This window comes from Caballeronia catudaia, from assembly GCF_001544755.2.
Classification (GTDB): Bacteria; Pseudomonadota; Gammaproteobacteria; order Burkholderiales; family Burkholderiaceae; genus Caballeronia; species Caballeronia catudaia.
Genome location: NZ_FCOF02000011.1, coordinates 102,021 through 116,005, shown reverse-complemented (window position 1 = coordinate 116,005; position 13,985 = coordinate 102,021). Strand labels below are relative to the sequence as shown.

The 13,985-nt window shown below is 62.5% G+C and carries 14 protein-coding genes; 4 read left to right on the top strand and 10 right to left on the bottom strand.

Annotation, left to right across the window (positions count from 1 at the left end; all coding sequences use genetic code 11):
- Window positions 1-48: 48 nt before the first annotated feature.
- Window positions 49-381, bottom strand: coding sequence for a DUF2322 family protein (locus AWB75_RS14800; RefSeq protein WP_061124900.1), 333 nt, complete (start codon window positions 379-381; stop codon window positions 49-51).
- A 162-nt stretch (window positions 382-543) separates the two neighbouring features.
- On the opposite strand from AWB75_RS14800, the gene AWB75_RS14795 reads away from it, so the two are divergent.
- Complete coding sequence (locus AWB75_RS14795; RefSeq protein ID WP_061124826.1) at window positions 544-1,383, top strand: MetQ/NlpA family lipoprotein; 840 nt, start codon at window positions 544-546, stop codon at window positions 1,381-1,383.
- Between the two features lie 2 nt (window positions 1,384-1,385).
- Here the strand turns inward: AWB75_RS14795 and AWB75_RS14790 are convergent, their stop codons facing one another.
- The 5 genes from AWB75_RS14790 to AWB75_RS14770 form a co-directional block, all read right to left on the bottom strand.
- Complete coding sequence (locus tag AWB75_RS14790; protein WP_061124825.1) at window positions 1,386-1,877, bottom strand: MOSC domain-containing protein; 492 nt, start codon at window positions 1,875-1,877, stop codon at window positions 1,386-1,388.
- Between the two features lie 40 nt (window positions 1,878-1,917).
- A complete protein-coding gene (gene lhpH / locus AWB75_RS14785) occupies window positions 1,918-2,925 on the bottom strand; it encodes a trans-3-hydroxy-L-proline dehydratase (protein WP_061124824.1) in 1,008 nt (335 codons plus the stop codon).
- A gap of 59 nt (window positions 2,926-2,984) precedes the next feature.
- Window positions 2,985-4,244 carry a metal-dependent hydrolase family protein gene (locus AWB75_RS14780; RefSeq protein WP_061124823.1) on the bottom strand — a complete coding sequence of 420 codons (1,260 nt, stop codon included), beginning with the start codon at window positions 4,242-4,244 and terminating at the stop codon, window positions 2,985-2,987.
- A gap of 10 nt (window positions 4,245-4,254) precedes the next feature.
- Window positions 4,255-5,550: an MFS transporter gene (locus AWB75_RS14775; protein WP_235012107.1), complete on the bottom strand. Its 1,296-nt coding sequence runs from the start codon at window positions 5,548-5,550 to the stop codon at window positions 4,255-4,257.
- A 148-nt stretch (window positions 5,551-5,698) separates the two neighbouring features.
- On the bottom strand, window positions 5,699-6,598 hold the full coding sequence (locus AWB75_RS14770) for a LysR substrate-binding domain-containing protein (protein ID WP_061124822.1): 900 nt from the start codon (window positions 6,596-6,598) through the stop codon (window positions 5,699-5,701).
- A 144-nt stretch (window positions 6,599-6,742) separates the two neighbouring features.
- Between AWB75_RS14770 and AWB75_RS14765 the strand changes: the two genes are divergently transcribed.
- Entirely contained in the window at window positions 6,743-7,207 is a 465-nt protein-coding gene (locus AWB75_RS14765; protein WP_061124821.1) for a GNAT family N-acetyltransferase, read from the top strand.
- A complete protein-coding gene (locus AWB75_RS14760; RefSeq protein ID WP_061124820.1) occupies window positions 7,204-7,821 on the top strand; it encodes an FMN-dependent NADH-azoreductase in 618 nt (205 codons plus the stop codon). Before AWB75_RS14765 ends, AWB75_RS14760 begins: the two co-directional genes overlap by 4 nt.
- Here the strand turns inward: AWB75_RS14760 and pdxR are convergent.
- Entirely contained in the window at window positions 7,782-9,287 is a 1,506-nt protein-coding gene (pdxR, locus tag AWB75_RS14755; protein ID WP_061124819.1) for a MocR-like pyridoxine biosynthesis transcription factor PdxR, read from the bottom strand. The genes AWB75_RS14760 and pdxR overlap by 40 nt on opposite strands.
- Before the next feature lie 103 nt (window positions 9,288-9,390).
- Here pdxR and AWB75_RS14750 point away from each other — a divergent pair, with 103 nt between their 5' ends.
- Window positions 9,391-10,140 (top strand): SDR family oxidoreductase, encoded by a 750-nt coding sequence (locus tag AWB75_RS14750; RefSeq protein ID WP_061124818.1) that lies wholly within the window; start codon window positions 9,391-9,393, stop codon window positions 10,138-10,140.
- Between the two features lie 274 nt (window positions 10,141-10,414).
- On the opposite strand, the gene AWB75_RS14745 is transcribed toward AWB75_RS14750, so the two are convergent.
- The 3 genes from AWB75_RS14745 to AWB75_RS14735 form a co-directional block, all read right to left on the bottom strand.
- Window positions 10,415-11,206, bottom strand: coding sequence for a hypothetical protein (locus AWB75_RS14745; RefSeq protein ID WP_061124898.1), 792 nt, complete (start codon window positions 11,204-11,206; stop codon window positions 10,415-10,417).
- A gap of 204 nt (window positions 11,207-11,410) precedes the next feature.
- Window positions 11,411-12,658, bottom strand: coding sequence for an enolase C-terminal domain-like protein (locus tag AWB75_RS14740; RefSeq protein ID WP_061124817.1), 1,248 nt, complete (start codon window positions 12,656-12,658; stop codon window positions 11,411-11,413).
- A 3-nt stretch (window positions 12,659-12,661) separates the two neighbouring features.
- On the bottom strand, window positions 12,662-13,981 hold the full coding sequence (locus AWB75_RS14735; RefSeq protein ID WP_061124816.1) for an MFS transporter: 1,320 nt from the start codon (window positions 13,979-13,981) through the stop codon (window positions 12,662-12,664).
- Window positions 13,982-13,985: the final 4 nt, after the last annotated feature.

Here is a 13,985-nt window from a genome sequence, read left to right as displayed (position 1 = left end):
TTTCGATGATGTGAAAAAGGCAACCTCGACAGGTTGCCTTTTTCGCTTTCAGCTTGCCTGAATCACGTCGATGTGCAAGGCCTCGCCGCCATCGGCGATCGCAAGCAGCCGATCCACATTCGGATGCGCGCCCGGTCGATTGCGCGCATCGGCGGTATGTTCCGCGAACACGGCGAGACCGTGCTCCGCAGCTTTGGCGTCGAGCGTGCCGAATACCTGCTTCAGATAGTGATAGACCGCGAGCGAGCCCTGCTTGCCCGGCTTGTTCTCGATGCTCGCGACGACTTCGCCTTTGCCGTCGACCAGATCGATGCGTTCGATGCCGTCGATGGCGGGCATCTGCGCCAGGTTGTCCTTGAATACGTTGCTCGGCTGAATCACGAGAAGCTCCACGTTATGAGTGTTGATTCGGGGTGCCGTATCTTAGCGGATAGTTCGGCGGTCTTCGGCGCAACGCTCATATCGATAGCGCTCGATATTATTTGTCGCGCCGCATGCGGACCTCTAGCATCAGGGCTCTTTCCACTGACGACGTCCGCATTCATGAAGCTCTCTACGCCAATCAAATCCGCGTTTCTTTCGCTACTGCTCGCATGGGGCGTGGCAAGCGTGCAGCCCGTCGAGGCGGCCGACAAGACGATTCGGGTCGGCATCATGTCGGGCGAAGACGAAGATGTCTGGCGCGCGGTCGCGGCGAATGCGGCGAAGCACGGCATCACCGTCAAGGTCACGACTTTCTCCGACTACACGCAGCCCAACGAAGCGCTCGCGCAACACGATCTCGACGCCAATTCGTTCCAGCACAAGCCTTATCTGGATGCACAGATCCAGGCGCGCCATTACGACATCGTGCCTGTCGGCTTCACGTATGTGCAGCCGATCGGCCTCTATTCGCGCAAGGTCAAATCCGTGGCGGACCTGCCGCAGAACGCGGCGATCGGCGTGCCGAACGATCCGAGCAACGAAGGCCGCGCGCTGCTTCTGTTGCAGGCGAACGGCGTGATCAAGCTGCGCGACGATGTCGGCCTGCTGCCGACCGCTCGCGATATCGCGAGCAACCCGAAGCACGTGCAGATCAAGGAACTCGATGCGGGCATCGTCGGGCGCGCGATCGGCGATCTCGATGCCGCCGTCGTCAACACCGACTGGGCGATCAAGGCGGGCATCAAGATTCCGCACGAGCGCATCGCGCAGGAAAAGGTGCCGGGCAATCCGTATCGCAACTTCATCGCTGTCAATGCGAAGGATTCGCAGGCGCCGTGGGTCAAAGCGCTCGTCGACAGTTATCAGCAGGCGAACGTCGCTTCGACGATCCTGACCGTTTATCACGGCGCGACGCTGCCCGCGTGGGAAGGCGCGCCGCAGATTGCTCAGGGCAAATAGGATCAGCACGGCACGATTGCGGTCGCGAGCGCGATCGTGCCGCCTTCGATGACGCGCGCCGTGATGCCGCCGAAACCGCGCACCGCGTTATAGCCGCCCACGCCGAAGGTCTCTTCCATGCGCGAGCAGGGATGACATTCGCCGCTCGCTTCGAGCACTGCATCGCCGATATGAAAGCGCCGGCCTTTCAGCGCGTTCAGATTGATGCCCGATGTGACGATATTGCGCCGCAGATCGCCGGGCGAGACGTCGTCGAGCCCGAGATGGCTCGCGATCGCGCGCAGGCTTTCCGCTTCGATCAACGTGACCTGCCTGTTGCCGTCCTTGCGGCTGTAGTGATCGCCGTCGAGTCCGAAGCCCGCCAACGCAAGCGCGGAGTCGACCACCTGAAGCGGCGCGCGGCGCGACACGCGCAAGCCGACCCATACGACACGGCCCGGCCGCACGGGCGCAGTCATCAGGCGGGCAAGCGGGGAATCGGGATTGAGCGGCATTGCGCTGTGATTTACTCCGGGAAAACGAACGTCGATCCGCTTATCTGACCAGGAAACCATAAGTCAGCGGATCGCGCTCGTCCACGATCCAGTTGGCGAAGCCGCACACATAGGCGTTGCCTTCGACCTCCGGAATGACTGCCGCGAAGTCGCCGACGGTCGTCTCACTGAGCACGCGTCCCTTGAAAACCGTTCCGATGATGGATTCATTCACGAGCGTCTCGCCTTTGCGCAGCTCACCGCGTAAATAGAGTTGCGCGACGCGCCCGCCGGTGCCCGAGCCGGTCGGCGAGCGGTCCACTTCGCGGTCGGCGAACACACAGCAGTTCGCTTGTGTGGACCCTGGATGCCGCGGTGCGTTGGCAATGATGGTTCCGTAGATGTGGTTGATTTCCGGAATGCCGGGATGCTCGACCGGGTACGCCTTGTTCGCCGCTTCCTTGACCTCCGCGCCGAACTTGATGAGCGCTTCGACCGATGACTCGCGCACTTCGAGACCGAATGGCGCGCCGTCGACGTAAAAGTAAAACGCGCCACCGAACGCAATGTCGCCCTTCACGGTTCCGAAGGACGGCGTTTCAACCGTGACGTCGCGCTTCCAGATGAACGACGGCACGTTGACGAAGCGGACATTGCCGGCGTGCTCGCCGTCCCATTGCACGAACGCTTCGATGAAGCCACACGGCGCGTCGATGCCGATGCGCGTCTCGGGAATCTGCCGCTGAACCCAGCCCAGTTCGACCGCGGCGGTGGACAGCGCGATCACGCCATGTCCGCAGTGATCGCTGTAGCCCTCGTTGTGCAGGAAGATGATGCCGAAGTCGGCGGACGGACTGACCGGCTCGGTGAGATAACCGCCGTACATATCGGCGTGGCCGCGCGGCTCGAACATCAGCGCACGGCGAATGTCGTCGGCGTTCTCCTTGAGCCAGGCGCGACGCTTCACGATCGTGTCGCCGGCCAAACGGGGCAGCCCGCTCGTCACGATGCGGAACGCCTCGCCTCCGGTATGCACTTCGACGGTCGAAATGGTGCGCGTAATCTTCATGCGGATCTCGTGGTTGCCCGATGGATGTCAATGACCGTAATCGACCCGGTGCTGCAAAGTCAATCGGCAATCGGTTCGAGCAGCCGCCCTTCTTCCTTCATCACGACGCCGTTCTTGATGACGACCGGAATGTGCTCACCCTGACCCAGCAGCAGCGCAATGTCTTCGACCGGGTCGCCATCGACGACGACGAGGTCCGCCACTGCGCCGACCGCCATCGTGCCGCGCACGCCGGTTTCCCGCGTGATCTCCGCGGCGATGCAGGTCGCCGAGCGGATCGCCTCGACATTGCCGAGGATTTCCGCGCGAACCGCGAATTCATCGGACTGACAGGCGTGCAATTCGCCGAGCATGTCCGAGCCGAAGCCCAGCTTCACGCCCGCGCGCGCCATGAGCGCGAGCGCTTGCCGGCCGCTCGAACGCGCGCCGTCGATCTTCGCGAGCGATTCGGCGGGGAAGCCGAGTGCGGGGCCGCGCTCGGAAAGCCGGTCGAGCGTCGATAACGTGGGAACCACGGCGACGCCGCGCTCGACGAGCAGGCGCGCCGTATCCTCGTCGATCAGATTGCCGTGCTCGATGCATTTCACGCCGCACTCGACGGCACGCCGGATCGCGCGCGCGGTGTAGGCATGCGCCATCACATAGGTGCCGGCCGCCTCCGCTTCCTGAACGGCCGCGCGAAGCTCTTCTTCCGAGTACTGCGTGTTCGTGATGGGATCGTTCGGCGACGCGACGCCTCCCGATGCCATCACCTTGATCTGCGACGCGCCCTTCAGCAATTCCTCGCGCACCGCGAGACGCATCGCTTCGACGCCATCCACCACGCGGGCGATGGACCCTTGCCGCCCGAGGCAGCCGCACGCATCGTCCAGTGTGTCGTTGCGCTGGCGGAAATCTCCGTGACCGCCCGTCTGAGAGAGCGCCTTGCCCGATGACAAAATGCGCGGGCCCCAGAGAACACCGTTATTGACGGCCTCGCACATGCCGAAGTCCGCGCCGCCCGCATCGCGCACTGTCGTGAAGCCGCGATTCAACATGCCTCGAAGCACGGGCAGCGTCTTGAGCGCGGCGAGGAAGTTGGGCATCGCGGCGCTTGCGCCCAGATTGGTGCTTCCCGCGACGACATGCACGTGCAGATCGATGAAACCGGGCAACACGGTGCGCCCCGGCAGATTCAGCCTGCGGGCATCGCTGAACGAAGGCGGAACATCGCCTATTGCTGCGATCCTGCCGTCTTCGATGCACACATTGACGGCGGTATGACGCTTCGCTGTTACCGGATCGAAGACCGCAACGCCTGCGAGTACGAGCTTGCTCATGAATTTTTCCTCAAGACTGGTGTGACTTCATCAACCGCGTGCCGATCAGGCTCACGATCGCTGCGAAGATGATGTAGTACGACGCGGACTCGGCATCGCCCGTGACTTGCGCCAGCCACGTGATGATGAAAGAGGCGAAGCCGCCGAAGATAGTCACGGCGCCGTTGTACGCCAGCGAGAGTCCCGTGGTCCGCACGCGGCTCGGGAACATCTCCGTGAAGAGCGCGAGAATCGGTCCGGTGTAGGCCGCAATGAGCACGCCGAAGATGACCTGAAACGTCAGCAATGTCCCGAAGGTCGGCGACTTGATGAGATGCGAGAACAGCGGATAGCTGGCGACCAGAATGACGAGCGCCGCGACGGAGATCACGCGTCGCTTGCCCACGCGGTCGGACAGCGCACCGAACACGGGCGCCATCGTCATGAGCACCGCACCGCTGACGATGCCGGACATGAAGCCCTCACGCTGAGACATGTGGAGATACTTCACGACGTACGTCGGGATATAGAACAGGATCACGTACGTACAGACCGTCCAGAGCACGACCATCAACAGGCTGGACAGAACGCCACGCGGATAGTCGCGAATGACATCGCGCAGCGGCGTGCTGGCGTGGCGCTTCTCCGACGTGAACTCGGGCGTTTCGTCGATCTTCAGCCGGATGTAGTAGCCCACCGGCGCGACGAGCATGCCGATCACGAAAGGAATGCGCCAGCCCCACGAGATCAGCGATTCGGCCGACATGCTCGACGTGATGACCGCACCCGTGATGCTGCCGATGACCACGGCGAAGCCCACGCTCGTCTGAATCCAGCTCGAATAGAAAGCACGACGGTTCTGCGGCGCATGCTCCGTCAGAAACGCGGTCGCGCCGCCCATCTCGCCGCCAGCGGAAAGACCTTGCAGCATCCGCGCAATGACGATGAGGCACGGCGCCGCGATGCCGATGCTTTGATAGGTCGGCGCGAAGGCGATGAGCGCCGAGCCGAGCGCCATCACCAGCATCGCGAGCGACAATGCGCGCTTGCGCCCGACCTTGTCCGCGTAGATGCCGAAGGCGATGCCCCCGAGCGGACGCATGACGAACCCGACGCCGAACGTCGCGAGCGCCAATAGCAGCGACGTGGTTTCGTTGCCCGCGGGAAAAAACAGCTTGCCGATGATCGCCGCGAAGAATGCGTAGCCCGAGAAATCGAACCACTCCAGACCGCTGCCGATGACCGTCGCGAGAATCGCCTTGCGACGCGTCACCATGCGCGCGGGCTGTTCGTGCGCAAACAGCCCGTTCGATGCACCTGTTGCCATCCAGACCTCCCAGATTCATGTTTGACGAAGTGAACGTTCGCGATTCGTCACGCCCTCAATGTAATTTTTGGCGTGGCGGCGACATAACGTTAATTTCGCAAACGCGGTTGCATAAATCGCAACCGCCATCGGAGAGACGGTCGACGCGTCAGGCGATATTCGTCTGAGCCAGCACCCAGTCGCGAAAGCGGCGTACAGCGGAGCTTTCCGCGCGTTCGGAGGGCCAGGTGAGGAAATAGGCGCTGCCCAGCGTCGCGTCATGGTCCGACGCCCTGACGAGCACCCCTTGCGCGAGGAGCAAGTCGATCACGCCGTTCCAGCCGAGCGCGATTCCCTTGCCGTACGCGGCGAGTTGCACGATGACGGGATAGCTGTTCACGATGATCGTCTGGTTCAACGTCGGCCGCTCCAGCCCGGCGCGTTCGAACCAGCTATGCCACGACATCCAGCTTCGTTCCGCGTCTTCGAGCACGAGCAGCGTGCATGAAAGCAGTTCGGTCGGCGTCACCTTGCGGCCTTGCAGATAATCCGGCGAACAGACCGGGAACACTTGCTCGTCGAAGAGCTTTATCGTGCGCGTGCCCGGCATGTCGGGTTTGCGAAGCAGAAAAATGCCGATGTCGTATTCCGCCGGCGACACCACGCCGAAGTGGTCCCGCACGATGATGCGAAGATCGACGTCCGGGTTCGCGTCGATGAACGAGCCGATTCTCGGCGTCAGCCAGAGCGCCGAGATTCCCTCGGTGCACGACACCGTCAGACGGGATTTGACGACGCGCGCCATGAGGCTCGATGTGGCGCTCGTGCAAAGTTCCAGCATGCGGCGCACGTCGACCGTGTACGTCTCGCCGGCCGGCGTCAGCCTCAGCGCGTTGTGCTCGCGCACGAACAGCCTGCGGCCCAGAAACGTTTCGAGCTGGGCAATCTGACGGCTGACCGCACTGGTCGACAAATGCAGTTCCTGCCCCGCTCGCGTGAAACTCAGAAGGCGGGCGCTGGCTTCGAAAGCCTGCAGACAGGCCAGCGGCGGCAACGGAGACAAAGCCATGATGCTGCGAGCCTGTAACGTAACGATCCCGCAGGATATCGCATCTTCGTTCGCAACTTGTCCCAGTCCGATGATCGTTTCTTGGCCCTTCAGGCTGTGTCATCGCGCCGCTATCGTAGGGGTCATGCAACGTGGAGAACACGCATGGACACCTCGATCACCTTTCGGCATCTCGACGCCGCCGACGACTGGACGCTCGCCTTCGACGTCATGAAGGAGTTGCGGCCGCATCTCACCGACGCGAACGCCTTCTGCGCGCAAATGCGCCGTCAGCGCGAAGAAAGTTATCGCCTGCTCGCCGCATGCGACGACGAAGGCACGTTTCTCGGCCTCGCCGGATATCGCACGCAAACGAATACGCTGTACGGACGCTTCGTCTACGTAGACGATCTCGTCGTCACGTCGCGGCTGCAACGCAGCGGCATCGGCGCATGTCTGCTCGACAAGGTTCGCGAGATCGCGCGTCATTCGCGCTGCGCGCATTTCGTGCTCGATACCGGCCTGCACATGGCGCTCGCGCAGCGTTTCTACTATCGCAACGGCCTGCTCGCGAAAGGCATGCATTTCGTCGAGCCGCTCGTTTCGCACGGCAAGGAGAACGCGCGATGAACGTGCTCTTCGTCAACGCGAGCCCGCACAGCGATGCGAGTCACGGCTATCGGCTCGCGCTGGACATGCTCGCCATGCTGCGCAAGAGCGCGAACGTGCGGACGGTCGAACGCGATCTCGCCGCGATGCCGCTGCCGCCCATCGCGCAGGACTATGCGCGAGCGGTCACATCGCGCGAGCCGGATATGAGCCGCTTCGACGTGTCCGAGGAATTGATCCGCGAAATCGAAACGACCGATGCGCTCATCATCAACACGCCGATGCATAACTTCACGGTGCCCGCCGCGCTCAAGCTATGGATCGACTACGTGCTGCGGATTCATCGCACGTTCGCGGCGACGCCCGAAGGCAAGGTCGGATTGATGCGCGACCGGCCCACGTTCGTAATCGTCGGCTCGGGCGGCTTTCATAGCGGCGAGCATGCGCGTCAGCCCGATTTCCTCACGCCGTATCTGCGTTACGCGCTCGGCTCCATCGGCTTGAAGAGCGTGCATTTTCTCTTGCTGCAAGGGCTCGTTCGCGGCGATGAAGCCGTGACCGAAGCGTTGCAGGCCGCGCGCGACGACATCGCGCGTCACGCGCTCTTCGCATCGGACGACGCCGTCATGCTCTGAGCGTCGTATGCGCGCCGAAGCGTGCGCGAAAGACCCGCGGCTTCGTCGGCATCGGCGACGTTCGCGAAGCCGGCGACGATCCCGCGCAACGCATGTTTCGCGCGCGCATTCAGATACCACGCCGATAGCGCGATCACCGCGAGCCCCGCTTCGCGCGCGCGCGCGGCCATCGCCATGTCGTCGATGGGGCCGTCGCGGCCCGCATGAAAAATCGCGACGAGGTGCATGCCGCCGGTCGGCAAGTCGATGCTCACTCTGTCGCCGAACGCCTTGCGGATCGCATTCGCGAGCAGCATGCGCCGCTCGGCATACAGCGCGCGCATGCGCTTCAGGTGCCGCGCGAAATGCCCTTGCGCGATGAAGTCCGCCACCGCCGCCTGATAGAGATGCGGCGACCCCGCGTTCATGTTCTTCGTAAGTTGCCCGAAGCGCGCGGCAGCCCGCTCGGGCGCGACGACGTACGACAGCCGCAAGCCCGGAAACAGCACTTTGCTGAAGGTGCCGCAATAGATCACGCGATCGTCGCGATCGAGGCTCTTCAGCGCCGGAAGCGGCCGGCCGACGTAGCGGAACTCGCTGTCGTAATCGTCCTCGACGATCCAGCTTCCCGCGCGGCTCGCCCAGTCGAGCAGCTTCATGCGCCGCGCGAGCGACAGCGTGACGCCGAGCGGACTCTGATGCGAAGGCGTGACGAACGCGAAGCGCGCGTCGTGACAGTGCGCGATGCCGGCATCGACGTCGAGCCCTTCGTGATCGACGGGCACCGGCACGAGCCGCATGTTCGCATCGGCGAGAAAGGCACGCGCAAGCAGATAGCCCGGCTCTTCGAACCACGCGCGGTCCTCCGGCTTTGCGAGACTGCGCAGAATGAGTTCGAGCGACGCGCGATAGCCATTCGTCACGAAGACCTGCTCCGGCACGCATTCGACGCCGCGCGACAAGCCGAGATACGTCGCGATGCGTTCCCGCAACGGGCGATATCCGGATGGCTCGGGATACGTGAGCGTCGCGAGATCGCCGCTCTTCGCGCGCGCCGAAACGAGCCGGCTCCATACTTTGCGCGGAAAGGCATCGAGCGCGGGCAGGCCGGGGCGCAAGGGCTTCACGTCGTTGCCGATATCGGCGGCGGGCTCGGGACGCTTCAGGCGCGGCGCATTCGCGCGCTCGCGGGTCTTGCGCGCGGCGGGCGTCGTGACCGCGCCCGGCAGCGACGACGACACGAACGTGCCCGCCGCGCCGCGCATCTGCAGATAACCCTCGTCGACGAGCATGTTGTAAGCCATTTCGACGGTGCCGCGCGCGGTATTCAGTTGCGTCGCGAGTCCGCGCAATGCGGGCACGCGATCGCCCGGCTTGAGATGGCCCGCCGCGATCGCCGCCTTGAAGCGCTCGCCTATCTGCAGATAAATGGGCGACGCCTCGTGCCGGTCGATTTCGATGGTCAGCGGGTTCTGGACTTTGGACATGGCGCGGCTCATGGACTAGTGCGATCGACGAATCTTGTCCCTTTCTGCTAAGCCATGATTGTCCCACAATGACTTCACTTTCGCTTATCCAGCGAGGTGCATCATGAAGGTTGTCGTGATTGGCGGTTCGGGGTTGATCGGCGCTAAAGTCGTCGCGATTCTGCGTGAGAAGGGTCACGAGGCTGTCGCCGCCTCGCCGCGCAACGGCGTGAATGCGGTGACGGGCGAGGGACTGGCAGAAGCGCTTCGCGGCGCGCAGGTCGTCGTCGACGTGGCGAACGCGCCTTCATGGGCGCCGGACGACGTGCTCGCGTTCTTCCGTTCATCGACCGCGAATCTGGTGAAAGCCGAAGCCGCGGCGGGCGTCGCGCATCATGTCGCGCTGTCGATCGTCGGCACGGACCGCATGCCGGACAACGGCTACTTCCGCGCGAAAGTCGCGCAGGAAGAACTGATCGAGGCATCGCGCGTGCCGTATTCGATCGTGCGCGCAACGCAGTTCATGGAGTTTATCGGCGGCATTGCCGATGCAGGCATGCAGGATGGCAAGGTGCATCTGTCGACGGGACAGTTCCAGCCGATCGCGGCCGATGACGTCGCGGCCATCGTCGCGGATGCCGCGCTCGCTGCGCCGTTGAACGGCATCGTCGATATCGCGGGGCCGGAGCGCGCGCCGCTGTATCAGATCGTCGGCCAGTATCTGAAGGCGCAGGGCGATGCGCGCGAGATCGTCGCCGATCCGAAAGCGACGTACTTCGGCGGCACCGTCGCTGAAGAGTCGCTCGTGCCGACGGGCGAAGCGCGCCGCGGCAAGATTGCGCTTGCCGACTGGCTCGGCCGCGCGCGTTCGTAAGCTACGCCGTGACGGGGGCGGTGAACATTACCGCGAAAACCGCCCTACATCCCGAGATACGCGCGCTGAACCCGCTCGTCGCCTGCGAGCGGGCGCGCGTCGCCATGCTGCACGACGCCGCTCGCCGACGTGAAGAAGAAAAGCGAAGGCGTGTCGATCTTCATCGCTCGCGATGAAATGGTGGGACTGGCCGCTCGAAGAGATCAGCAAGTCGATGACGCTGCGATGTCCGCCAATCCACTGTATGCGGCTTCAATTAGATGAACGTGAGCGGTCAAGGCAATCGGATAAACGGGCTGTTCAGAAACGGCGAATCCTGGAAGCGTTCGGGCGCACGTTCGCGAAGGAATTGCTGGATCTTGCTCGCGGTCGGCGAGACCTTGAGCTCGGTGATCATCGACAAGGTGGAACCGGGAGGAAGAGACACGTTCTGATTGAACAGCGGATTGAAGCCCGCAAAGGACACGACAGGAAGCACGGAAACCTGACCGAAGGGCGGCGGCGTCTCCGTGATCGGTCCATTGACGATGACCGCGACCGTCGTGCCGATGACATCGAGCCCGCTGTAATCCGGCACTTCGAGGCTCGGCTGGGTCGGCTTGAAACCGAGCCCGGCCAATGAAAGCGATACGGCCGTGGTGCCTTTGTTCAAAATATCGACTTTCTCGGTGAGCCGGGACACGAGCGTGCCGGAGGCGTCGCCTTCGACCCCGTAGACGACTCCGCCGACCACCGTGCCGGAACTCGCGCTCGTCGCGTAGCCAAGCATCGGACCCTGCGCGTGGATCTGATTCGCACTGACGTGCGCATCGGAATGCATGTGGCCGATATCGAGAAACGTGGACGGCCCCGACGGATAGACCAGAATGCGCCGCCCATCGACGGTCCATTCGAGCGTTCTCAACAACTGCACGGGATCGCTGGGTGTCGAGAGGTTGTAGATCGGATCGTCGCGCGTGACTTTCAGCGTGGAGTTGTTGCTCGACACGCTGACACTCTCCGCCAGCGCGACGAACGGCAGCGCCATCAGCGCCAACGAACTCAGCAGACACGATTTCGCTCGCATTTCAACCTCCGCCGTCATGCGAAATGTCGCGGAAAAGAACGCCGGGCGAGGGCGGATATGAACCGCTCGTTCGAGTCCTTCTTGAATGCTTGCGAATCGCCTTGGGAATCGGCGTTCTCTAACAGAGACGTTAGTTCACGCCGTTCAAATTACAAGGCACTGACATAACTTTCGGTCGTTTGATTGAAGCGCAGAATGAAGACGTCAAGGTGTCTGCAATCCGCCGTCCATCACGCGCGTTTGCGTCCATAACGTGATATCCCGCTCGCATGGATACTTCGCCGCTTCGCTCTCGTCGAGATCGACGCCCAGACCCGGCCTGTCGTTTGCATAGACGAAGCCGTGACGAAACTCCGGCAGCCCCGGAAACACATCGAGCAGCGCTTCGCGCGGCCCTTTCAGCGCCTGGATCACGAAGTTCGGCGGCTCCGTGCCCGACCATTCCTGAACGCCGAAATTGCGCGAAGCAAGGTCGATATGAATGTTCGCTGCATGCGCGAGCGGCGACATATCGCCCGGACCATGCCAGGCCGTGCGCACGCCGAACTGCTCCGCGAATATCTGCAGCTTGCGACCCGCCGTGATGCCGCCGATCTGACTCAGATGCACCCGAATGAAATCGATCAAACGCTCGGTGATCAGAAAGCGCCACTCATGCGGGTTGTTGAAGAGTTCGCCTTGCGCGAGCGGCGTCGTGGTTTTTTCACGCAACTGACGCATCCATTCGCCTTCTTCCAGCGCGATCGCGTCTTCGAGAAAGAACAATTCGTAAGGCTCGAGTTCGCGCGCGAAGCGAATCGCTTCGATGGGCTTCAGGCGCTCGTGCACGTCGTGACACAGCGCGACATCGAAACCGATCTTGCTGCGAATGCCATCGAACAGTTTGAGCGTGTCGCGCATGTACTTGCGGCTGTCGAGATAGATGCCGTCCGCTGCGCCTTCGGGCGCACTCGACGGTGCGCGGCCGAATGCACCGCCGCCATAACCCCCGCTCTGACAGCGGATATGGGTGATGCCCTGCTCGCGGTATCGCTGAATGTTCTCGCACAACTCGTTCAGGTCGCGGCCATCGGCATGACGATAGATCGGCACACCCTCGCGCACCTTGCCGCCGAACAACTGATACAGCGGCATGTTCGCCTGCTTGCCCTTGATGTCCCACAACGCCATATCGACACCGGAGATCGCGTTGTTTTCAATCGGACCATTGCGCCAGTAAGCGTTCTGATGCATCAACTGCCAAAGCTCTTCGATCGCTTCGGCATCGCGCCCGATCAGCAAAGGCCGCAAGTACTCTTCGATCAGACACTTGACCGCGAGATGCCGATAAGCGAACGTCGCGCATCCGAGCCCATACAAGCCAGGTTGATTCGTTTCAACCTTGACGACGATGAGATTGATGCCTTCCGGCGCAGTCAGAATGACCTTGACGTCGGTGATGAGTGTTGCCATGACTTATTCCACGAGAGCGGAAGACACGGCATCGGACTGGGTGCCCGCGCCTCCCTTGGGTGTCGAGCGCTGTCCCGTCTGCGCGGGCACCAGCATCATGAGGACGACCGACGCGAGCAACGCCGCGGCCATGAACACATACGATGCGGAAGGACTGCCCGTCGCGCCATTCAGATAACCGACGAGCCATGCGCCGAGGAACGCGCCGAGCGCGCCGCACGCATTGATCAGGCCGATCGCGCCGCCGAGCACGTTGCTCGGAATCAACTCCGGAATCAGCGCGAAGAACGGTCCATATGGCGCATACATCGTCGCGCCCGCGATCACGAGCAACGCGAACGACAGCCAGAAATTAGAGCTTCCGACGAGATATGAACCGACGAACGCAATCGTGCCGATCAACAGCAGCGGCCAGACGAAGAGCTTGCGATTGCGCGTCTTGTCCGACAGATACGACGCGGTCAGCATGAGTACGATGGCCGCGAGATACGGCACGGCGGAGAGCCAGCCGACCGACACGATATCGATGGTCTTCGATGCCGACTTAAGAATCGACGGCAGCCACATGATGAAGCCGTACACGCCGATGCTCCACAACGCGTGAATGGCGCAGCACTTGAGCACGATGGACGAGCGGAACGCCGCCTTGTAGTCGCGCACCGGCGCGATATGCGCCTGCTCGGACTTGAGGATCGCATCGAAGTCGGCCTTCTCCTTGTCGCTCATCCAGGGCGCGTCGGCCGGACGATCCTTCACCGTGAACCACCACACGATGGCCCACAGAATCGCAGGCACGCCTTCGATCACGAACATCTCGCGCCAGCCGAAGTTGCGCACGAGATAGCCGGACACGATCGACATCCACAGCACCGTCACCGGATTGCCGAGAATCAGGAACGTGTTGGCGCGCGAACGTTCGGTGCGCGTGAACCATCGGCTGATGTACATGAGCATCGACGGCATCACCGCGGCTTCGACGATGCCGAGCACGAAGCGCAACGCCATCAGCGTCGGAATGTTGCTGACCATGCCGGTCGCGGCGGCGCACAGGCCCCACAGAATCAGGCTCGCGAAGATGAGTTTTTTGACGCTGTTCTTCTGCGCGTAGATCGCGCCGGGCACCTGAAACAGGCAGTATCCGAGGAAGAACAGCGAGCCGATCAGCGACGACGTCGCCGACGTGATGCCCAGGTCTTTATCGATGCCCGCCGCCGCCGCGAAGCCGTAGTTTGCGCGATCCAGATAGGCGAGGCTGTACGTGATGAAGATGATCGGCATGAGATGCCACCATCTCTGCGGCGCTACGGTTTTGATGTTGTCCATGATG